Source organism: Saccharothrix isguenensis, assembly GCF_052936305.1.
This window is the reverse complement of the sequence record NZ_CP193626.1, coordinates 7,428,437-7,448,891: the sequence shown is the minus strand read 5'-3', so window position 1 is coordinate 7,448,891 and position 20,455 is coordinate 7,428,437. Positions and strand designations below refer to the sequence as shown.

General features: G+C 73.1%; 18 protein-coding genes. 12 read left to right on the top strand and 6 right to left on the bottom strand.

The genetic code is table 11. From position 1 onward, the window contains the following. Positions 1–151: 151 nt before the first annotated feature. From ACRAKI_RS33490 to ACRAKI_RS33480, 3 genes are read left to right on the top strand one after another with little or no spacing between them, the layout of a single operon-like run. Positions 152–445 (top strand): hypothetical protein, encoded by a 294-nt coding sequence (locus ACRAKI_RS33490; protein ID WP_447004483.1) that lies wholly within the window; start codon positions 152–154, stop codon positions 443–445. 4 nt (positions 446–449) lie between these two features. Further along, positions 450–3,263 (top strand): hypothetical protein, encoded by a 2,814-nt coding sequence (locus ACRAKI_RS33485; RefSeq protein WP_447004482.1) that lies wholly within the window; start codon positions 450–452, stop codon positions 3,261–3,263. Between the two features lie 2 nt (positions 3,264–3,265). After that, positions 3,266–3,688 carry a hypothetical protein gene (locus ACRAKI_RS33480; RefSeq protein ID WP_447004481.1) on the top strand — a complete coding sequence of 141 codons (423 nt, stop codon included), beginning with the start codon at positions 3,266–3,268 and terminating at the stop codon, positions 3,686–3,688. A gap of 42 nt (positions 3,689–3,730) precedes the next feature. On the opposite strand, the gene ACRAKI_RS33475 is transcribed toward ACRAKI_RS33480, so the two are convergent. After that, positions 3,731–4,546 (bottom strand): dienelactone hydrolase family protein, encoded by an 816-nt coding sequence (locus ACRAKI_RS33475; RefSeq protein WP_447004480.1) that lies wholly within the window; start codon positions 4,544–4,546, stop codon positions 3,731–3,733. Between the two features lie 134 nt (positions 4,547–4,680). Between ACRAKI_RS33475 and glmS the strand changes: the two genes are divergently transcribed. The 5 genes from glmS to tsaE are packed head-to-tail and all read left to right on the top strand — an operon-like array spanning position 4,681 to position 10,688. Then, entirely contained in the window at positions 4,681–6,543 is a 1,863-nt protein-coding gene (gene glmS, locus ACRAKI_RS33470) for a glutamine--fructose-6-phosphate transaminase (isomerizing) (RefSeq protein ID WP_447004479.1), read from the top strand. 14 nt (positions 6,544–6,557) lie between these two features. Then, the gene (locus ACRAKI_RS33465; protein WP_447004478.1) at positions 6,558–7,988 is read left to right on the top strand and encodes an NAD(P)H-hydrate dehydratase; all 1,431 of its coding nucleotides are present in this window, start codon (positions 6,558–6,560) and stop codon (positions 7,986–7,988) included. A gap of 38 nt (positions 7,989–8,026) precedes the next feature. Further along, on the top strand, positions 8,027–9,139 hold the full coding sequence (alr, locus tag ACRAKI_RS33460) for an alanine racemase (protein WP_447004477.1): 1,113 nt from the start codon (positions 8,027–8,029) through the stop codon (positions 9,137–9,139). Next, positions 9,136–10,239: an alpha/beta fold hydrolase gene (locus ACRAKI_RS33455; protein WP_447004476.1), complete on the top strand. Its 1,104-nt coding sequence runs from the start codon at positions 9,136–9,138 to the stop codon at positions 10,237–10,239. Before alr ends, ACRAKI_RS33455 begins: the two co-directional genes overlap by 4 nt. Then, entirely contained in the window at positions 10,221–10,688 is a 468-nt protein-coding gene (gene tsaE, locus ACRAKI_RS33450; protein ID WP_447004475.1) for a tRNA (adenosine(37)-N6)-threonylcarbamoyltransferase complex ATPase subunit type 1 TsaE, read from the top strand. The genes ACRAKI_RS33455 and tsaE overlap by 19 nt, the downstream gene beginning before the upstream one ends. A 240-nt stretch (positions 10,689–10,928) precedes the next feature. Here the strand turns inward: tsaE and ACRAKI_RS33445 are convergent, their stop codons facing one another. Genes ACRAKI_RS33445 through ACRAKI_RS33430 form a run of 4 tightly spaced genes read right to left on the bottom strand, consistent with a single transcriptional unit; the run spans position 10,929 to position 14,164 of the window. Then, positions 10,929–12,143 carry a carboxyl transferase domain-containing protein gene (locus ACRAKI_RS33445; RefSeq protein WP_447004474.1) on the bottom strand — a complete coding sequence of 405 codons (1,215 nt, stop codon included), beginning with the start codon at positions 12,141–12,143 and terminating at the stop codon, positions 10,929–10,931. Next, positions 12,140–13,465: an acyl-CoA synthetase gene (locus ACRAKI_RS33440; protein ID WP_447004473.1), complete on the bottom strand. Its 1,326-nt coding sequence runs from the start codon at positions 13,463–13,465 to the stop codon at positions 12,140–12,142. The genes ACRAKI_RS33445 and ACRAKI_RS33440 overlap by 4 nt, the downstream gene beginning before the upstream one ends. 34 nt (positions 13,466–13,499) lie before the next feature. Then, positions 13,500–13,805, bottom strand: a complete 306-nt coding sequence (locus tag ACRAKI_RS33435) for a thioredoxin family protein (protein WP_447004472.1) — start codon at positions 13,803–13,805, stop codon at positions 13,500–13,502. After that, the gene (locus ACRAKI_RS33430; protein ID WP_447004471.1) at positions 13,793–14,164 is read right to left on the bottom strand and encodes a MerR family transcriptional regulator; all 372 of its coding nucleotides are present in this window, start codon (positions 14,162–14,164) and stop codon (positions 13,793–13,795) included. Before ACRAKI_RS33430 ends, ACRAKI_RS33435 begins: the two co-directional genes overlap by 13 nt. A gap of 71 nt (positions 14,165–14,235) precedes the next feature. On the opposite strand from ACRAKI_RS33430, the gene tsaB reads away from it, so the two are divergent. Genes tsaB through tsaD form a run of 3 tightly spaced genes read left to right on the top strand, consistent with a single transcriptional unit; the run spans position 14,236 to position 16,410 of the window. Then, positions 14,236–14,910, top strand: coding sequence for a tRNA (adenosine(37)-N6)-threonylcarbamoyltransferase complex dimerization subunit type 1 TsaB (gene tsaB / locus ACRAKI_RS33425; protein WP_447004470.1), 675 nt, complete (start codon positions 14,236–14,238; stop codon positions 14,908–14,910). Then, complete coding sequence (gene rimI / locus ACRAKI_RS33420) at positions 14,907–15,365, top strand: ribosomal protein S18-alanine N-acetyltransferase (RefSeq protein ID WP_447004469.1); 459 nt, start codon at positions 14,907–14,909, stop codon at positions 15,363–15,365. Before tsaB ends, rimI begins: the two co-directional genes overlap by 4 nt. After that, complete coding sequence (tsaD, locus tag ACRAKI_RS33415; RefSeq protein ID WP_447004468.1) at positions 15,358–16,410, top strand: tRNA (adenosine(37)-N6)-threonylcarbamoyltransferase complex transferase subunit TsaD; 1,053 nt, start codon at positions 15,358–15,360, stop codon at positions 16,408–16,410. The genes rimI and tsaD overlap by 8 nt, the downstream gene beginning before the upstream one ends. 55 nt (positions 16,411–16,465) lie before the next feature. Here tsaD and ACRAKI_RS33410 read toward each other — a convergent pair whose 3' ends face one another. After that, entirely contained in the window at positions 16,466–19,477 is a 3,012-nt protein-coding gene (locus tag ACRAKI_RS33410) for a BTAD domain-containing putative transcriptional regulator (RefSeq protein ID WP_447004467.1), read from the bottom strand. Positions 19,478–19,577: 100 nt separating this feature from the next. Between ACRAKI_RS33410 and ACRAKI_RS33405 the strand changes: the two genes are divergently transcribed. Then, positions 19,578–20,438: an NAD(P)-dependent oxidoreductase gene (locus tag ACRAKI_RS33405; protein ID WP_447004466.1), complete on the top strand. Its 861-nt coding sequence runs from the start codon at positions 19,578–19,580 to the stop codon at positions 20,436–20,438. The last annotated feature ends 17 nt before the right edge of the window (positions 20,439–20,455 follow it).

Genomic DNA, 20,455 nt, shown 5'->3' with positions numbered 1-20,455 from the left:
CCGCAGCACCGGTTTCCCGCGGTGCGACCACGTTTGCTCGGGCAACCGCAATGCGCGTTCCCGGTCTGCGCACCTGCCCGAGCCGGCACCCTGTCCTCGGAACCGGAGCACGTCTTCCGGCGTCTGATCCGGGGAAACGGGGAGGCATTCGATGGCGGGCTTCGGCATTGGGCCGGGTGAACTCCACAACGCTGCCAAGCAGTACGAAGACCACAGCGCGGACATCATCCAGCTCAAGAACTCGGTGACACCGGCGGTGGGGGCGGGCCAGGTCGGCCGGAAGTTCCAGGGCGTCGAGACCAAGTACAAGGTCTCCTTCGACCGCCTCCAGGCGAGCATGGAGACGTTCGGTCGTGAGGCGAGCAACGTCGCGCTGCGCCTGAAGGACGTGGCGAAGACGTACGAGAGCAACGAAGCCGCCACCAGCGACCAGTTCAAGGGGTGACCGGGTGGCCGACCAGAACGAGATCAAGCAGCTCCTCGACGACCCCAACGTCACGCCGGAGACCAAGCAGCAACTGGTCCGCGCGTTGGCGGGCGCGGGTGGCAGTGAAGAGGACGTGCGGCGCTACGCCGAGGCCAACGGCGTCGACGTGCCCAACGACCCCGGTTTCTGGCAGCACACGGGCGGCGTCCTGCTCGCCCCGGTGACCGGGGGCGCGAGCGTCGCCTACAACGTCGGGCAGGAAGTGCGGCACGGCGACTGGACCGTAGAGGGTGACGAGGCGGACAAGCTCGTCGCCGAGGCCAAGGAAGAGCGCGAGCTCGGCAGCACGCAGAAGGTGCTCAACGAGACCGGCGACTTCGGCAACTCCAACGAGCTGCTCGACGCGGGCGCTCCCGGGCTGCGGTTCTTCGAGAAGTTCATCCCGATCTACCAGGAGGCGGCGCCGCTCGCCGGTCACGGCGGCCAGGCCCCCGACCTCCAGGGCTACGTCTACAAGAACTACGACGAAGTCCGCGACATCGACTTCGGCAAGTTCCGCGAAGACGCCGACAAGCTCAACAAAGCGGTCGCGGAACTGGACAACCACCAGAACGGCCTGGGCACCGCGTGGAACGGGCTCGCGTCCTGGGAGGGCGAAGCCGCGCAGGCCGCCAACGGGTACAACGGCAAGTTCCTCAACACCGCCGGCACCTTCATCCAGGACACGAAGAACGCGCCGGGCACCATCGTGACCGGCGTGACCACGATCCAGCAGCAGGTCAAGGAATTCGCGCAGCACATCCACGACATGTACGCCGAGCAGTGCGGCGGGCTCTCGGTGGACGAGGCGAAGAAGCAGCTCCGAATGGCCCGCGGTGACATCAGCGAGAGCGACTTCAGCCTCGGCGACTGGTTCTCGGGAATTCCGGACATGCTCGTCGGCGGCGCGATCGGCATCGTGCTCGGCGGTCCGGTCGGCGGCATCATCGGCAACTTCATGGGGTGGGCGGACCACGCCAAGGAGGTCCGGCAGCGCCTGATCGACGAGGCCAAGCAGAAGCTGCGCGGCCTGTGCCAGGAGTTCGACGGCAAGAAGCAGGCGTTCGACGGCTACTGCCAGACCGTGCAGACGGGCGTCCAGACCGCCTACGACACGATGTTCGGCCAGCTGGAAGGCCAGATCAAGGACCAGCCGTTCGGACAGCTGGGCGACCCGCCCGTGTTCGGCGAGGACGGTGGCGACCGGGAGCAGGTCCAGCAGCCCGGCGGGGGAACCCCGGGCGGTGGCACTCCCGGTGGTGGGACGCCGGGTGGCGGCACTCCCGGAGGCGGCACTCCCGGAGGTGGCACTCCCGGAGGTGGCACTCCGGGTGGCGGCATGCCGGAGGTGCCGAAGGTCGAGAACCCGCTGGACAAGGACGGCGACGGCAAGCTCGACGTCCCGGGTGACACCGACGGCGACGGCAAGCCGGACGACCTCGACGGTGACGGCAAGCCCGACGGCGCGCCCGAGGGCACGCCCGACGGCATCAAAGGCGAAGAGGCTCCGGAGACCGTCACCATCAAGAGCGGTGACAACGAGATCCAGATCACCGAGCCGGACGCGAACGGCCACGTCAGGATCACCATCGACACGCCGCAGAGCCCGCCGAAGACCTACGACGTCGACTTCAGCAACAACCCGGACGCCGCGAAGGCCCTGATGGGCCAGAACGGCGGGGCGGCGTTGGCCGGTGCGCCGGCGGGGGCGACCACCACCGCACCCGGCGGCGCGCTCGCCGGCACCCCCGGCACCCCGGCGGGAGGTGGGATGGGCGGCAGTGGCAGCGGTGACGGGGCGACCCCGGTCCAGGCCGGCGCGGACGGCAAGGCGCTGATCGAGTTGGACGGCCTGTCGGTCACCGCCGAGGTCGACCCGCTGACCGGTGAGATCAACCTCACCGTGGACGACGGCGCGGGCGAGCCGCAGGAGTACGGCGTCGAGTTCGGCGAGGACGACGCGGACAGGGGCGTGGCCGGCATCCCGGGCATGGACACCGCCGCACCGCTGCCCGCGATGGGCGAGCCGGCGTTCAGCGCCATGCCCGTGGACGGCGGGGTTCCCGGCTTCACCGAGCCGGTCACCACGCTGCCCGCCGAGGGAGCGATGCCGGGCTTCACCGAGCCGGTGACGACGATGCCCGCGGAAGGCGGTGCGGCGCCTGGTTCCAGCGCCATGCCGGCTGGGGGCGGCGACGGGGCGCCCGGTTTCACCGCGATGCCCGCTGAGGGTGGTGCGGCTTCCAACTTCCGGGCGGTGCCCGCCCCCGATCCCGGTTTCGCGCCCGGCTTCACCGAACCCGCGGCAGCGTCGTCCTTCCAGGACTTCGCACCCCGGTCCGACGCCGCGTTCGGGCAGCCGCCGAACCCGAACACGGAAGGCACCACCTCCACGTCCGGGGCGTCCATGTTCGGCGGACCGAGCGGCTTCGACAGCGCCGACTCCCTGCTCGGCGGTTCCCCGGGCGGTGCGGAGAGCCCGTGGAGCAGCCCGTCCGCCAACGCGGCGGACCACGGTCTCGCGGACACGAACGCCTCCCAAGCGGCCCAGCCGGGACCGGCCACCCTGCCGTCCATGCAGGACGGCCACAGCGCCGGGCAGCCGGGCGGCGGCATGGCCGGCGGCGGCATGATGGGTGGCGGGATGATGGGTGGCGGGATGGCCGGTGGGGGCCAGCAGGGCGGTGGCGACAGCGAGCGCAGCCCCAGCCAGTGGCGGACCACCGGGTCGCTGTTCGACGACGACCTGAGCTTGAGCCGCGTCCAAGGCGTGCTCGGTGAAGAGGGAGGCCGCTAGCGGTGGACGTCATCGTGGTGGACCCGAAGGTGCAGCAGGCGTTCGCGGAGCAGACCGAGCGGTTCCGGCGGGCCAACGCCGAGGTCACCGGCGCCCTGCGGGAGAGCCAGGCGCGGCTGGCCGCCGAGGCGGGGGAACGCGACGAACGCCTGGCGGCCGAACGCGCCAAGCTCCAGGAGAAGGCGCAGCAGCTCGCCGCAGCGGGCACCCAGCCCGCGCGCAAGCCGCAGTGGGAGCGCGGGCCGCAGTCCTCCGGGGAACTGGCGCTGGGGCCGGAGGACGACGAGCCGGACACCGCGGTTGCTCCGGTCGCGCCGCCTCTCCAGCCCCCGCTGCCGCCTCCGCCCCCACCGGTGGTCCAGCGTCGTCGGTCCTCGCTGGTCGACGAGGACGACGATCTCAGCGGCCAGAGCTGGCTGACGTGACCGATGAGCCCCGCCTCGGCGGGGCTCATGCGTTCAAGGAGGTCAGTGGCGCACGAGCGGGCCGCGCTGGTACGTCAGCACGGCGCCCTTCACGTCACCCTCCAGCAAGACGTCCCACTGCTTCTCGCCCTTGAGGATGCGCAGCAGGAACGCCGTCATCAGCGCCCGCGCCAGCTTCTGCGCCGCCCGCTCACCCTTGCCGTCGAGCAGCAGCTCGCTCCAGTGCCGACCCTCGGCGAACCCCAGGTGGCTGGTCTTCGGCAACGACCGCACCTGCACCGGCCCCTGCCACGCCTGCGCGATCGCGTCCGCGTGCCCGACCGGCGGCGCGATGCGGTCTTCACCACCGGTCAGGTGCAACCCCGGCGCCGTGACCCGCCTCGCCGCGTCCAACGCGGACGGCCTGGTCTCCGATGCGGCCAACGTCACCACGGCCCGGATCCGCGGGTCGTCGGCGGCGGCCAGCACGGCCGCGCCTCCGCCCATCGAGTGACCGGCCAACGCGAGCCGCGATGCGTCGACGCTGATCCCGCCGTCGCCCAGGCGCACCCCGGTGCAGATGTCGAGCGTCGTCCGCAGGTTCCCCGCCAGCAGCCGGGACGACATCAACGGCCCCCGCTGGGTGCCCGGCGCCGCCGCCACGAAGCCCCACGAAGCCAGGTGCCGCAGCAGCGCCCGGTACCGGTTGACCGGCTGCAACCAGCCGTGCCCGAAGGCCACGGCGGGCAGTCCCAGGCCGACCGAGGGCGTGTAGACCAGGCCCGGTAGTCCCACCAACGCCAGGTCGCCGCGCAGCACGGGGTGTTCGCCCGGCCTGCTGAGCTGGTCGAGCACCTGCTTCGCCGAGTAGCCGCTCACCCCGCGAACGGTAGTCGATCGTGCCCGCGCCGCGCACGAAAGGATTGGTCTACACCAATAATGGGCACTACCAGGGCAAACGCCGGGATGTGGCCCTTTAGGGTGATGGCCCTGGTCTAGTTACTCTGTGCGGCGTGTGCGGAATCGTGGGATATGTGGGCCACCGGTCGGCGCTCGACGTCGTGCTCGACGGGCTGCGCAGGCTGGAGTACCGGGGCTACGACTCGGCGGGCGTCGCCGTGCTCGACGGCGCGGGCGGCCTGGCCGTCGAACGCAAGGCAGGTCGGCTGACGAACCTGGAGGCCCGCCTGGACGAGGTCGGCCGCGAGGGCTTCGCGGGCACGGCCGGCATGGGCCACACCCGCTGGGCGACCCATGGCGCGCCGATCGACCGCAACTCGCACCCGCACCGCGACTTCACGGGGCGCGTCGCGGTCGTCCACAACGGCATCATCGAGAACTTCGCCACCCTCCGCGCCGAGCTGGAGGCCGCCGGCGTCGAGATGACCAGCGACACCGACACCGAGACCACCGCGCACCTCATCGCCCGCGCGTACGACGAGGGCGACACCAAGGGCGACCTCACGGCGAGCGTCCGGCTGGTGGTCCGCCGCCTGGAAGGCGCGTTCACCCTCGTCGTGACGCACGCCGACCACCCGGACCTGGTCGTCGCCGCCCGCCGCTCGTCCCCGCTGGTGGTGGGTGTCGGCGTGGGCGAGACGTTCGTCGCGAGCGACGTGTCCGCGTTCATCGAGCACACCCGCGAGGCCGTCGAGCTGGGCCAGGACCAGGTCGTGGTGATCGACCGCGACGGCTACACCGTGACCGACTTCGACGGCGGGGCGGCGGAGGCCAAGCCGTTCACCGTCAACTGGGACCTGTCGGCCGCCGAGAAGGGCGGCCACGAGTACTTCATGCTCAAGGAGATCGAGGAGCAGCCGGAGGCGCTGGCCAACACGCTGCGCGGCCACTTCCTCGACGGCCGGATCGTGCTGGACGAGCAGCGCCTGTCCGACCAGGACCTGCGGGACGTGGACAAGGTCTTCGTCGTCGCCTGCGGCTCGGCGTACCACTCCGGCCTGGTCGCCAAGTACGCCATCGAGCACTGGACCCGGCTGCCCGTCGAGGTCGAGCTGGCCAGCGAGTTCCGCTACCGCGACCCGGTGCTGGACCGGGACACGCTGGTGGTCGCCGTGTCGCAGTCCGGCGAGACCGCCGACACGCTGGAGGCCGTCCGGCACGCCCGCGCGCAGAAGGCCCGCGTGCTGGCGGTGTGCAACACGAACGGCGCCCAGATCCCGCGCGAGTCCGACGCCGTCCTCTACACCCACGCCGGGCCGGAGATCGGTGTCGCCTCGACCAAGGCGTTCCTCGCCCAGATCGCGGCGAACTACCTGGTCGGCCTGGCGCTGGCGCAGGCGCGCGGCACGAAGTACCCGGACGAGGTGGCCCAGGAGTTCCACCAGCTGGAGGCCATGCCGGACGCCGTGCGGAAGGTCCTGGGCACGGTCGACCAGGTCCGCGCGCTGGGCCGTGAGCTGGCCGACTCGAAGGCCGTGCTGTTCCTCGGCCGGCACGTCGGCTACCCGGTGGCGCTCGAAGGCGCGCTGAAGCTGAAGGAACTCGCCTACATGCACGCCGAGGGCTTCGCGGCGGGCGAGCTGAAGCACGGTCCGATCGCCTTGATCGAAGAGGGCCTGCCGGTGGTCGTGATCATGCCGTCGCCCACGGGCCGGGCGGTGCTGCACTCGAAGCTCGTGTCGAACATCTCCGAGATCCAGGCACGCGGCGCGCGCACGATCGTGATCGCCGAAGAGGGTGACGAGACGGTCCGCCCGTTCGCGGATCACCTGATCGAGATCCCGGCGGTGCCGACGCTGCTCCAGCCGTTGATCTCGACGGTGCCGTTGCAGGTGCTGGCGGCGGAGATCGCGCGCAGCCGCGGGTACGACGTGGACAAGCCCCGCAACCTCGCGAAGTCCGTCACGGTCGAGTAGGGCAGGCTTGGCCCATGCGGGGTCTGTGGACTGCGGCACGGGTCAGGGCGGCGGAAGAACGCGTCATGGCGGTCGTGCCGCCGGGCGCGCTGATGCGCCGGGCGGCGTTCGGCGTGGCGGTCGTGGCGTCGGAGCTGCTCGCGGGCAGGCGGCGGGTCGGGCTGCTCGTCGGCGCGGGCAACAACGGTGGCGACGCGTTGTGGGCGGGCTACTACCTCCGCAAACGCGGTGTCGCCGTGTCCGCCGTCCTGCTGACGCCTGATCGCGCGCATGAGGACGGTCTGGCCGCGTTCCGTCGCGCCGGTGGCCGGGTGGTCGCCCGACTGGCCGACGTCGACCTGGTGATCGACGGCATCGTGGGGCTGTCCGCCCGGGGCCCGCTGCGGCCGGACGCCGCCGAGCACGTCGCGCACCTCGACGCGCCGGTGCTCGCCGTGGACCTGCCCAGTGGGATCGACCCGGACACCGGTGCGATCTCAGGACCGGCCGTCCGGGCGCACACCACCGTGACGTTCGGCTGCCTGAAGCCGGTGCACGCGCTGGCGGACTGCGGCGACGTGCGGCTGGTGGACATCGGGCTGGACGCCGAGCTGGCCGGGCCCGACCTGGTCGAACTGGACGTCGCCGACATCGGGTCGGCGTGGCCCGTGCCGGGGCCGCAGGACGACAAGTACACGCAGGGCGTGACGGGCGTCGCCGCCGGTTCCGCGACGTACCCCGGTGCGGCGGTGCTGGCGACCGGCGCCGCGCTGCTGGGCACGTCCGGGATGGTCCGGTACGCCGGTGCGGCGGCCGAGGACGTCCGGGCGCGGTGGCCGGAGGCGATCTGCACCGGGTCGATCACGGACGCCGGCCGTGTGCAGGCGTGGGTCGTCGGCCCCGGCTCGGGCACCGGTCCGGGTGCGGAGGCCGTCCTCCGCACCGTGCTGGAGGCCGGTGTGCCGGTGTGCGCCGACGCCGACGCGATCACCATGCTCGCCGACAACCCGGACCTGTGGGACGCCCGCGACCCGGACACCCCGCTCGTGCTGACCCCGCACGACCGCGAGTACGAGCGCCTGGCCGGCCCGGTCGGTCCCGATCGCGTCGCCGCCGCGCGGAGAGCCGCCGAGCGCTACAACGCCGTCGTGCTCCTGAAGGGCCACGCCACCGTGGTCGCCGGGCCTGACGGCCGCGTCCTGGTCAACCACACCCGCACCTCGTGGGCCGCGACGGCCGGCTCCGGCGACGTCCTCTCGGGCCTCCTGGGCTCCCTGCTCGCCGCCGGCCTGGACCCGGTCCTGGCCGCGGGCTGCGCCGCCAAGGTCCACGTCCTGGCCGCCGACCTGGCCGCCGACGGCGCTCCCATCCCCGCCACCGCCCTGCTCCAGGCCGTCCCCGACGCCATCCGCGCCGTCCGCCCCGCTCCCGGGGGTCAGGGGTCGGCTCGCGGGTTCGGGCACTGAACCCACCGGCACGTGGTTGTGTCACCATGAGCGGTGTTATGGCTGCTCCTCGCGCTGAGGTCGTGATCGACCTCGACAACCTCCGGCACAACGTGGCCTACCTCGACGGCCTCGCCAAGGCCGCCGACACGATGGCCGTGGTCAAGGCCGACGGGTACGGGCACGGCGCCGTGGAGGTCGCGGGAGCGGCCGTCGAGGCGGGTGCGACCTGGCTGGGTTCCTGCTCGCTCGCCGAAGCCCTCACGCTGCGGGCCGCCGGGTTCACGGTGCCGATCCTGGCCTGGCTCGACCCGCCCGGGACGGACTACGCGCCGGGCGTCGAGCAGGACGTCGACCTCGCCGCCTCCTCGATCACCCAGCTGAAGGACATCACGGCGGCGGCCGAGAAGGCCGGCAAGACCGCCCGCGTCCACCTCAAGATCGACACCGGCCTGTCCCGCAACGGCTGCCCCGCCGCCGACTGGCCCGCCCTGGTCGACCTGGCCGCCCGGACCGCCAACGTCGAAGTCCACTCGATCTGGTCACATCTGGCCGTCGCCGACGAGGTCGGCCACCCCGCCACCGACACCCAGGCCGAACGCTTCGACGACGCCTACCGCGAAGCCCTCGCCGCCGGCCTCGACCCGCGCCGGCACCTCGCCAACTCGGCCGCCGTCATCACCCGCCCGGACCTCCACCTGGACCTGGTCCGCCCCGGCATCGCGATCTACGGCCTCAACCCGGTCCCCGTCCCGGCCGACCTGCGCCCGGTGATGACGTTCCGCTCCACGGTCGCCCTCGCCAAGCGCATCCCGGCCGGCGAATCCGTGTCCTACGGTCTGAGCTGGACCGCGACGAGCGACACGAACCTGGCCCTGGTGCCCGTCGGTTACGCCGACGGCGTGCCGCGCAGCCTCTCGAACCGGATGCACGTGTGGCTGGCCGGCAAGCGCCGCCCGGTCGTCGGCCGCGTCTGCATGGACCAGATCGTGGTCGACTGCGGCGACGACGTGGTGGCGGAGGGGGATGAGGTCGTGCTGTTCGGATCCGGCGACGAGGGCGGGCCGACGGCCCGCGAGTGGGCCGACACCACCGGCACCATCGACTACGAGATCGTCACCGGCATGTACCGACCGAGGGTGGCCAGGACGTACACCGGGACGCGCCGGTGAACACGGTGTGGAAGGCCCTGGGCTGGGCGGGCGGCATCATCGGAGCCACCGCGACAGGTGTCGCGGTCGGTGTCGCGGCGAACCACAAGAAGGTGGAGCACGACCGCCGCGCCGACGACCCGCTCGCCGACGAACCCCTGGGCCGCCTCACGCCGAGCCGGGAGTCCACCGTCGCGGCGGACGACGGCGTGCCGCTGTCGGTCGAGGAAGTCGACCCCGCGGACGGCGGAGAACCCGAGGTCACCGTCGTCCTCGTGCACGGTTTCGCCCTGGACCGCCGCTGCTGGCACTTCCAGCGCCGGGACCTGGCCACGCTCACCGAGCCGCGCATCCGGCAGGTCGTCTACGACCAGCGCAGCCACGGCCGTTCCGGTCGGTCCACCGCCGAGGGCAGCACGATCGACCAGTGCGCCAGGGACCTCGACGCGGTGATCCGCTCGATGGCGCCCGAAGGCCCGTTGGTGCTGGTCGGCCACTCCATGGGCGGTATGACGATCATGGCGTTGGCGGAGCAGCGGCCGGACCTGTTCGCCGACCGGGTGCGCGGCGTGGCCCTCGTCGGCACGGCGGCGGGCGCGATCGGCGGCGCGGGCCTGCCGAAGTCGGTGCTGTCCCGCTACAACCCGGTGACGATGACCGTCGGCCGGCTGGCGGGCCTGCAACCGGGCCTCGTCGAGTGGGTGCGCAGGCGGTCGACCACGCTCACGTGGAGCGGCATCCGGGCGCTGGCGTTCGGCACCGGCAAGATCAGCCCGTCGCTCGTGGACCTGATGGAGCAGATGATGAACTGTGCCACGGTGCAGGTGCTCACCGAGTTCCTGGAAACCCTCGGCACGCACAACAGGTACAAGGCGCTGGCCGGTCTGCGGCACTGCGAGGTGCTGGTGATCAGCGGCGACGCGGACAAGCTGACGCCGTTCTCGCACGCCGAGCGGATGGCCGAGGAGATGCCGCACGGTGAACTGGTCCGCGTGTCCGGGGCGGGCCACATGCTCATGTTGGAACAACCCGACCTGGTCACCGGGCACCTGGTCAACCTGGTTCGGCGCAGTGCCGCCGAACGGTCGGAAAGCGAGCGACGGTGGTGGCGACGAGCGTGAGGCTCCCCGAGGTGCGGGACACCGAGGAGTTCGGGCGCAAGCTGGGCGGTCTGGTGCGGGGCGGTGATCTGGTGCTGCTGTCCGGGCCTCTCGGCGCGGGCAAGACCGCGCTGGTGCGCGGGTTGGCGGACGGCCTGGGCGTGACGGGGCGGGTCAGCTCGCCGACGTTCGTGATCGCCCGGGTGCACGAGCCGGCGCCGGACGGTCGTGGCGTGCCGCTGGTGCACGTGGACGCCTACCGGCTCGGCGGGCACCTGGACGAACTGGACGACCTGGACCTGGACACCGAGCTGGTGGACGCGGTGGTGGCCGTGGAGTGGGGCGAGGGCGCGGCCGAGCGGCTGTCCGAGGACCACTTGCTGATCAGGCTGGAACGGCGGGACGACGACGTCCGGATCGCCCACCTGCTCCCGCACGGCGCCTGGACCGACCGCGAGCTACCGGTCTGACGCCTGGCTGCTCGTCCGACCCGAGCTACCGGTCCGACACCGCGCTACCGCTCCGACGCGCGCTGCCTGTCCGGCGGGCTCGGCCAGGGCGGCGTGCGGGCTGCGCAGGCGTCCCCGCCAGGGGACCCCTGCTTTGATCTTACGGGCGGGGAGCGGCGGGCGGCGGCGATCGGCGACCGCCTGTGGACTACCTCCGGCCCTGTGGACTACCGCCGGCCCTATCGGTGGCCCTGTGGACTGCTAGTGGTCCGGGATGCCGCGCACCACGCCCAACTCGACCAGGTCCTGCGGTCGCAGCCGGAGGTCGTCGGCGAGCCGGGGCACGTCGTCGCGCTTGAGGATCGCCGCCGCGAGCTCCGGCGCGATCACCGAGAAGTAGGCGTTCGGCGTGATCCACGTGTGCTCCGGTGACGACAGCGCCAACGCGCCACCGGACCCGCCCTCCCCGATGACGAGCGTGGTGATCGGCACGCGCGCCTCGGCGACGGTGGCGAACAGCTCCGCGATGGCCGCGCCGACCCCGGCCCGCTCGGCCGCCGCGTCGTTGGCCGCCCCGGGCGTGTCCACCAAGGTCAGCACCGGCAACGCGAACCGCTCGGCCAGCCGGATCAGCCGGGACGCGGTGCGGAAGCCGGCAGGAGTGGTGGCGGTGCCGGTCTGCGCGGCGAACGCGATGGCCCGCTCACCCCGCCGCCCGACGCCGCACAGCATCCCCGGATCCACCCCGCCCGCGCGGTCGCCGCTGATCGGCACGCGGAAGTCGAAGTAGTCGTCCAGGTACGCCGCCGCACGGGGACGTTCCGGGACGCGCGCGCCCAACACCGCGCTCCACCCGTCCTCGGGCAGCCCGAGAGCACCCAGGGCGCGCGGCACCTCGGCCGGCACCGCGTCACCGCGGGTCAGCACGTCGAGGATCTGCGACACGATCGGGTCGACTTCCTCCGGCGACACCACCATGTCGACCGTCCCTGCCGCGAACTGGCCTTCGGCCGTGTAGGCGGGGTCGTCGGCCGGCCTCACCCTGCTGCCCGCGAACCCGACCTGCGCGCCGGACACCGCGACCACCACGTCCGCGCCCGCGCCCAGCGACGCCCACAGGCCGCCGGTCGTCGGGTCGCACAGCACCGACACGTGCGGCAGACCGGCTTCGCGGTGCGCCGCGCACAGCCGCGCCACCCGCTGGAGCTGCCGCAGCGACAGCATCCCCTCCTGCATCCGGCTGCCACCGGTCGCGATCATCGACACCACCGGCAGCTGCGTGGCCCGCGCCTCGGTGAACGCCTCCTCGATCAGCGCACCGGTCGCCGTGCCCACCGAACCGCCGAGGAACCGGAAGTCGAACGTGATCACCACGGCGTGCCGGTGCCGCCGCCACGAGACCGATTCCCCGCCACCGGTCCGCTCGCGCGCCCGCGCGAGCTGCTCCTCGTACCCCGGCCAGCCCAACGGGTTCACCGGAGTTCCCGCTTCAGCACCTTGCCCATGTCGTTGCGCGGCAACGCGTCCAGGTACCGCACCACTCTGGGTCGCTTGTGCGGTGACAGCAGCCGGGCCACGTGATCGCTCAGCACCTCCGCCGCCGCCGCCTCACCCCGCGCGACGACCCACGCCACCACGCGTTCGCCCAGGTCCTCGTCCGGCTCGCCGGTCACCGCCACCTCGGCCACCGAGGGGTGCTCCAGCAGGGCGTTCTCGATCTCGCCCGCGCCGATCTTGTAGCCACCGCTCTTGATCAGGTCCGTGGCGCGCCGGCCGACGATCCGCAGGTACCCGTCCGGCTCGACCACGGCCAGGTCCCCGGTGCGGAACCAGCCGTCGTGGAACGCGTCGCGGGTGGCGTCCGGCCGGTTCAGGTACTCCAGGAACAGGTTCGGCCCGCGCACCTCGATCTCGCCCGGCTCCTCGCCGACGACCCGCACGTCCACGCCGTCCAGCGGCAGCCCGACCGTGCCCGGCCGCCGGTCGCCGTCCGCGCGGATGCTCGTGTTCATCAGCGTCTCGGTCATCCCGTACCGCTCGACCACCCGTTGGCCGGTCAGCTGCTCGATGCGCTCGTGCACGGACGCGGGCAGCGCGGCCGAACCGGACACCAGCAGCCGGGCCTCGCCGAACGCGGCGGCGTGCTCGGGCTCCGCCGCGATCCGGTGGTACATCGTGGGAACCCCGAACATCATCGTGCCGCCCGACGCCAGCGCCTGCGCCGCCTTGGCCACGCTGAACGACCCCAGGTGGTGCACGGTCCCGCCGCGCCGCAGCGGGCCCAGCACCCCGACACCCAGGCCGTGCACGTGGAACAGCGGCAGGCCGTGCACCACGACGTCGTCCCCGGTCCACGCCCAGGCCCGCGCCAGCGCGTCCAGGTTCGTGGCGAGCGCGCGCCTCGGCAGCACGACGCCCTTCGGCGGCCCGGTCGTGCCGCTGGTGTAGACGATCAGCGCCGGCGCCTCGCCGTCCGGCTCGGGCAGGTCGACCGGCTCACCGCGCGGCAACTCGTCGTCGACGACCAGGTCGGGCGCGCTGTCGGCGAGGATGTGCGCGAGTTCCTTCTCGCCGATCTTCGGGTTGAGCGGCACGACCGGCACGCCCGCCAGCAACGCGCCGACGATCACCACGCACGTCTCGGGCGTCGACCGCGCCCACACCGCGACCCGCCGCCTGCCCACCAGCCCGTGGGCGACGCGGCGGGCTTCGGCGGCCAACTGCTCGTACGTCAGTTCCCGTTCGGGGAACCTCAGGGCGATCTTCGACGACGGCGTGGCCAACGCTGGCAGCAGCATCCCCTTACAGTGACCGGCCACGCCGTCGCGCGCATCACAAGTGTGGTTCGAGCCACGCCATCAGGTGGATCTTCGGCCGGGCGCCGACTGTCTGTGCGACCAACTGGCCGTCCTTGTAGAGCTGGAGCGTCGGCGCGGACATGATCCGCTGGTCGCGCGCCGTCCGCGGGCTGGCGTCGGTGTCGACCTTGACCACGGTCAGGTCGTCGCGTTCGCGGTCGATCTCGGCCAGCACGGGTTCGAGCATCCGGCACGGCCCGCACCAGTCGGCCCGGAACTCCACCAGCACGTTCCCCGCGCCCACTGCCTCGGTGAACTCGTCGTCGGTCAACGTCCGCACGGCCTGCTCCTCTGCTCGGCTTCCTGGAGTTGCGCGCGCACCTGGTCCCGGGCCGCCTGGAGCCGGCTGATGCAGGCGTCCAGCTCGGCGACCTTGCGCCGGTACACCTCGACGGACGCCGGGCACGAGTCCCCGGTGCGGTGGCCGTCACGCAGGCACTGGACGAACGGGCGGGTGTCCTCCAGGGCGAACCCGATGCCGGCGAGCGAGCGGATCTCGTGCACCAGCCGCAGGTCGTCCTCGTCGTACTCCCGCTGCCCGTTCGCCCCGCGCCGCGAGGACAGCAGGCCGAGGGACTCGTAGTACCGCAGCGCCCGGGTGGTCGTACCGCCCCGCCGCGCCAGTTCTCCGATGCGCACAGACCCGATCCTCCGCCTTGACGTGGACGTCAAGTCCAGTGTGGCTCGTGCCACCCGTACTCTTGTCCGTTGTGCTGGTGCTCGCTCTGGACACCGCCACGCCCGCCGTCACGGCCGGCGTGGTGGAACTGACGCCCGATTCGCCACCGCGCCTGCTCGCCGAGCGGGTGACGGTGAACTCGAAGGCGCACGGTGAGCTGCTGACCCCGCACCTGCTGGAGGCGCTCGCCGAGGCCGGGCACACGCTCGCCGACCTCGACGCGATCGTGTGCGGGTCGGGGCCGGGGCCGTTCACCGGCCTGCGCGTCGGCCTGGTCACCGCAGCCGCCCTGGGCCAGGCCCTCAACCGGCCCGTCTACCCGGTGCCGACCCCGGACGCCATCGCGCTGGACGCCGCCACCTCCAGGCCGCTGCTGGTCGCCACCGACGCGCGCCGCAAGGAGGTGTACTGGGCGGCCTACGACGCGGCCGGCCGGCGCACCGACGGCCCGCACGTGGACCGGCCCGCCGACCTGGTCGACAAGCTGCCCGCCGTGTCCGACGCGGCCGGCGAGGGCGCCGAGATCTACGCCGACGTCATCGGGCTCCCGGTGGTCGGGGCGCGCTACCCGTCACCGGCGTCCCTGGTCGCGGTGGCGGCCCAGGAGCTGCTCGCGGGCGCCCGGCCGGCCGCCCTCACCCCGCTCTACCTGCGTCGACCGGACGCGGTGGAACCGGTCGGCCGCAAGCGGGTGACGAAGGCGTGAACGCCGGCACCGTCACGATCGCGCCGCTGCGCCACGAGGACGTGCCGCGGTGCGCGGAGATCGAGCAGGAGCTGTTCCCCGGTGACGACCCGTGGACCGAGAACGCGTTCCGCAGCGAGCTGGACAACGGCAACTTCTACGTCGCCGCGCACGTCGGCGCCGTGCTGATCGGGTACGCGGGCCTCGGCCTGACGGACTTCGAGTCGAGCGTGCACACCATCGCCGTGACCAGGGCGTACCAGGGCGGCGGCGTCGGTCGGACGTTGTTGCGGACCCTGCTCGCGAAGGCCGACGAGGCGGGCCTGCCGGTGTTCCTGGAAGTCCGCACGGACAACGTGCCCGCGATCAACCTGTACCTGGCGCACGGCTTCGAGCACCTGGGCGTGCGCCGCCGCTACTACCAGCCGTCGGGCGCCGACGCGTACACGATGGGAAGGCCCGCGAACCGTGACTGACCGGCTCATCCTCGGAATCGAGAGCTCGTGCGACGAGACCGGTGTCGGCATCGTCCGGCTCGGCCCGGACGGGTCGATGGAACTGCTCGCCGACGAGGTCGCGTCCAGCGTCGAGGAGCACGCCCGGTTCGGCGGCGTGGTCCCCGAGGTCGCGTCCCGCGCCCACCTGGAGGCGATGGTCCCGACCATGCGCCGCGCGGTGGAGCAGGCCGGGATCGAACTGCGCGACGTGCACTCCATCGCGGTCACCGCCGGGCCGGGGCTCGCGGGCGCGCTGCTGGTCGGCGTGTCGGCGGCGAAGGCCTACGCGGCGGCGCTGGGCAAGCCGCTGTACGGGGTCAACCACCTCGCCGGCCACGTCGCCGCGGACACCCTCCAGCACGGCCCGCTGCCGAAGCGGTGCCTGGCGCTGCTGGTGTCCGGCGGGCACTCGCAGCTGCTGCTGGTGGAGGGGCTGGCGGAGAAGATCACCGAGATCGGGTCCACGGTGGACGACGCGGCGGGTGAGGCCTACGACAAGGTGGCCCGGCTGCTCGACCTGCCGTACCCGGGCGGGCCGCCGATCGACAAGCTCGCCAAGCAGGGCAACGGCTGCGCGATCGCGTTCCCGCGCGGGCTGACCGGGCCGCGTGACTCCAAGTACGACTTCTCGTTCTCCGGGCTGAAGACCTCGGTGGCCCGGTGGGTCGAGAAGCGGGAACGCGCGGGCGAGGAGATCCCGCTGGCGGACGTCGCCGCGTCGTTCCAGGAGGCGGTGGCGGACGTGCTCACCGCGAAGGCGATCCGGGCCTGCAAGGACCTGGGCATCGACACGCTCGTCATCTCCGGCGGCGTGGCGGCCAACTCGCGCCTCTCCAGCCTGGCCGCTGAGCGCTGCGCCGAGGCGGGCATCGAACTGCGCGTCCCGCGTCCGCGCCTGTGCACCGACAACGGCGCGATGATCGCCGCGCTCGGCGCCCACCTGGTCGCCGCCGACGCCAAGCCCTCGTCCCTGGACCTCTCCACCACCCCCGGCCTCCCCGTGAACACCATCCAAATCCTCTGACCCGCGCGAGTCCTCCACCCGGACACCGCGAGTCCTCCGTTCTGAACGCGTGAGTTCAACGCTCAGAACGGACCCGCACGCCGACGCCCTCACGCAGGCCGGCGCCGAACGCCGCCGCGAACCCGTCCGCCCCCAACGCGTCACGGGTCGCGGCCGTGATCCGGTCGACGTCACCGCGCTCCCCGGCCGGCAGCGGCACGCCCACGGACGCACGCGCCGCCGTCGCCGCACCCAGCAACCGCGCGGCCTCCTCGGCGTCACCCGCCAACGCCAACGCCCCCGCCACCCCCTCCAACGCCAACGCGATCGCCCGCGGATCACCCACCTGCCGGGCCAGCGCCAACCCCTCCGACTGGAGCTCCAACGCCCGCACCGCGTCACCGCGCAACTCGGCCACGAACCCCAGCTCCGCCAACGCCAACGTCCCGCCCGCCTCGAACCCGACCTGCCGGTGCCACGACCGCAGCCGGTCCCAGTGCGCCTCCGCCGCGTCCAGCCGCCCCTCCTGCCGCGCGCCCAGCGCCAACCCCGTCTCCGCGTACACCTCACCCGGCGAGAACCCGTGCTCAGCCGCCACCCGACGAGCCCGTTCATGCAGGTCACGGGCCTTCGCATAGGCGCCGTCGGTCAACGCCACCCGGCCCAGCCACGACAGCTTGTACGACACCTCGGGCCACGACCGCAGCTCCTCCGCCACCCGCAACCCCTCCCGGTGCACGGCCTCCGCCCGCACGTTGTCACCGGCCAGCTGCGCCAGCACCCCCAACCCGAACGACGCCTTCAGCTGCCCCCAACGTTCACCCAATGAGGTGAACAACGCGGCACACCGCTCGGCCGCCTCCCTGGCCTCGTCCACCCGCCCCCGAGCCAGTGCCTGGCTCACCCGATCGCTGTGCGCGGCGGCCACGCCCCAGGGGTCGCCCAGCGACTCGAACGCCGCCAACGCCTGGTCGGTGAGCCGCCGACCGGTCGGCATGTCCCCGACCGTCGACAGCACGTACCCCAGGAACCACCGGGCCCGCGCCTGGTCCAGCCGATCGGCGATCGAGTCCGTCCCGGCCGGCGCGGACGGGTCCGCCGCCTCACCCAGCAGCACCCCGAACCCGGCCCGCCACGCGACCGTCACCGGATCGGGCGACGTCATGAGCCGACGCCCTTCGCGCAGCCGCCCGCGCAGGAACCAGTACCAGGTCAGCGCGCCCACCAGCCGCGCCGCGTCACCGGCGTCCAGCGCGTCATGCGCCGCACGCAGGTTCGCGGTGTCGGCGTCCAACCGCTCCAGCCACGCCAGCTGCCGCGCCCCGCGCAACTCCGGGTCCGCCCGTTCGGCCAACGCCAGGTAGAACGCCGCGTGCCGCCGCCGCACCTCCTCGTGCTCCCCGGCGGCGCGCAGCCGCTCCCGGCCGTAGTCGGCGACCGACTCCAGCAGCCGGAACCGAGGCTCGCCCGTCTGCTCCGGCGCCACCACCAGCGACCGGTCGACGAGGCGGGTCAGCACGTCCAGCACCTCGCCGGGAGCCACACCGCCACCCGCGCACACGGCTTCGGCGGAGTCCGGCGCACACCCGTCCACGTGCACGGACAGCCGCCGCAGCACGATCCGCTCGGCCTCACCGAGGACGTCCCAACTCCAGTCGATCATCGAGCGCAGGGTGCGCTGCCGGGCCGGCGCGTCCCGGTGCCCGGTGGCCAGCAGCCGGAACCGGTCGTCCAGCCGCTCCAGCAGCGCGGTCACGCCCAGGCCCCGCACACGGGTCGCGGCCAGCTCCAGCGCCAGCGGCAGCCCGTCGAGCCGGCGGCAGATCGCCTCGACCACGGGCGCGTTGTCGGGCGTCACGGTGAAGCCCGGAGCGGCGGCGGCAGCGCGCGCTGCGAACAACGCGACGGCGTCGGAAACGTCCAGCGGCGGGACAGCCCACACCGTCTCGAACGACAGGCCGAGCGGTTCCTGGCTGGTGGTGAGCACCCGCAGCCCCGGCGCCGCCCGCAGCAGCCGGGACACCAGCGCGGCGACCGGCTCGACCAACCGCTCGCAGTTGTCCAGCACCAGCAGCACCTCACGGCCGCGCAACGCGTCGACCAGCGCCGTCCCCGACGCGTCCTCGCGCACGCCGAGCACGTCGGCCACCGCGCTCACCACCTGCTCGGCCCGCCCGACCCCCGCCAGCTCGACCAGCCACACGCCGTCGGCGACCGACACCCGCCGCGCGACCTCCAGCGCCAGGCTCGTCTTGCCCACCCCGCCCGGACCGGTGAGCGTCACCAGCCGGGCAGGACCGGGCAGCTCGCAGAGGTCCGCGACGGCCCGCTCCCGGCCGACCAGGTCGTTCACCGGCACGGGCAGGTTCGTCCGCGCCGGAGCCCCGGTCGCGGGTGCCCCGAGCACCGGATCGTGGTTGAGCATCGCCTGGTGCAGCGCGGCCAGCTCGGGACCGGGCTCCAGCCCCTGCTCCTCGGCCAGCAGCCGCCGCAGCTCGGCGTAGCTCTCCAACGCCTCGACCTGCCTGCCGGCCCGGTACAGGGCACGCATGTGCAAGCCGCGCAAGCGTTCGCGCAACGGGTGCCGCGCCACCTCAGCGGCCAGGTCGACCTCACTCGTCCGAGCGGATTCCTCCAGCGCTGCCAACCGTTCCGACGTCCAGCGCGCCACCACCGGAGCCAGGAACGGCGCGTCGGCGAGCTCCTCCAGCGGCTCGCCACGCCACAGGGCCAGCGCCTCGCCGGACCGCCCGGCGGCCACCAGCTCCCGGAACCGCAGGAGGTCCAACGTGGACGGGTCAACCCGGATCACGTACCCCGCCGGCCCGTGCGCGACCAGCGAACGACCACCCGGCTCGGCCGCCTCCAACGCCCGCCGCAGCTGCGACACCTTCGTCTGGAGCGTGTTCACGGGGTTGCCGGGCGGCTCGTCACCCCACAGGTCGAACGCCAGCCGGTCCGCCGACACCGGCCGCCCCTCGTGCGCGAGCAGGTCCGCCAGCAGCAGCCGGACCTTCACCTCCGGCACCCGGACCGCCGCACCGCCCGCCGTCCACACCCCGAGCGGCCCCAACACCCCGAATCTCACGCCCCGGACCGTAACCGGGCCACCCCCAGCGAACCCCCAGCGGACCGTGCGCGCCTCCGGCCACCGTGGGCAGCACATCACCTGAAGGAGCAAGAAGCACATGACCGACAAGACCCCGTTGACGTTGATCGGCCTCGGCCCGATGGGTCAGGCCATGGTCACCCGGTTCCTCGCCGCCGGGCACCCGACCACGGTCTGGAACCGCACCCCCGCCCGCGCCGACGCCGTCGTGGCCCAGGGCGCCACCCGCGCCGCCACCGCCGCCGAAGCCGTCGCCGCGAACCGGCTGGTCGTCCTCAGCCTCACCGACTACGCCGCCATGTACGACGTCCTCGACGGCGCCGACCTCGCCGGCCGGGTGGTCGTCAACCTCAGCTCCGACACCCCGGGCACCACCCTGGAGGCCGCCGCCTGGCTCGCCGGACGGGGCGCGGAACTGCTGGTCGGCGGCGTGATGGCGCCCGCGCCGCTGGTCGGCGACGACTCCGCGTACGTCTTCTACAGCGGTCCGCGCGAGGTGTTCGACCGGCACGCCGACACCCTCGCGGTGATCGGCAGGCCCGACTACATGGGCGCGGAGCACACCCTGGCGCAGCTGCTCTACCAGGCGCAGCTGGACGTCTTCCTCACGTCCCTGGCCGGGATGCTGCACGCCATCGCGCTGGTCAAGTCGACGGGCCTCACGGCCGAGCGGTACGCGCCCTACCTGACCGACGTGCTCTCCTCGCTGTCGATGTACGTGGACGAGACGGTCCGGCACGTCGACTCCGACCGGCACCCCGGCGACCTGGCGAACGTGACCATGATGGGCGCCACCGCGGCGCACGTCGTCGGCGCGAGCGAGACCGCCGGGCTCGACACCGCGCTGCCCGGGGCGGTCCAGGCCCTCTACGACCGCGCCACCGAGGCGGGGCGCGGCAAGGACAGCTGGACCGCCCTGATCGACGTCATCCGCGGCTGAGCACCCCGGTCACACCG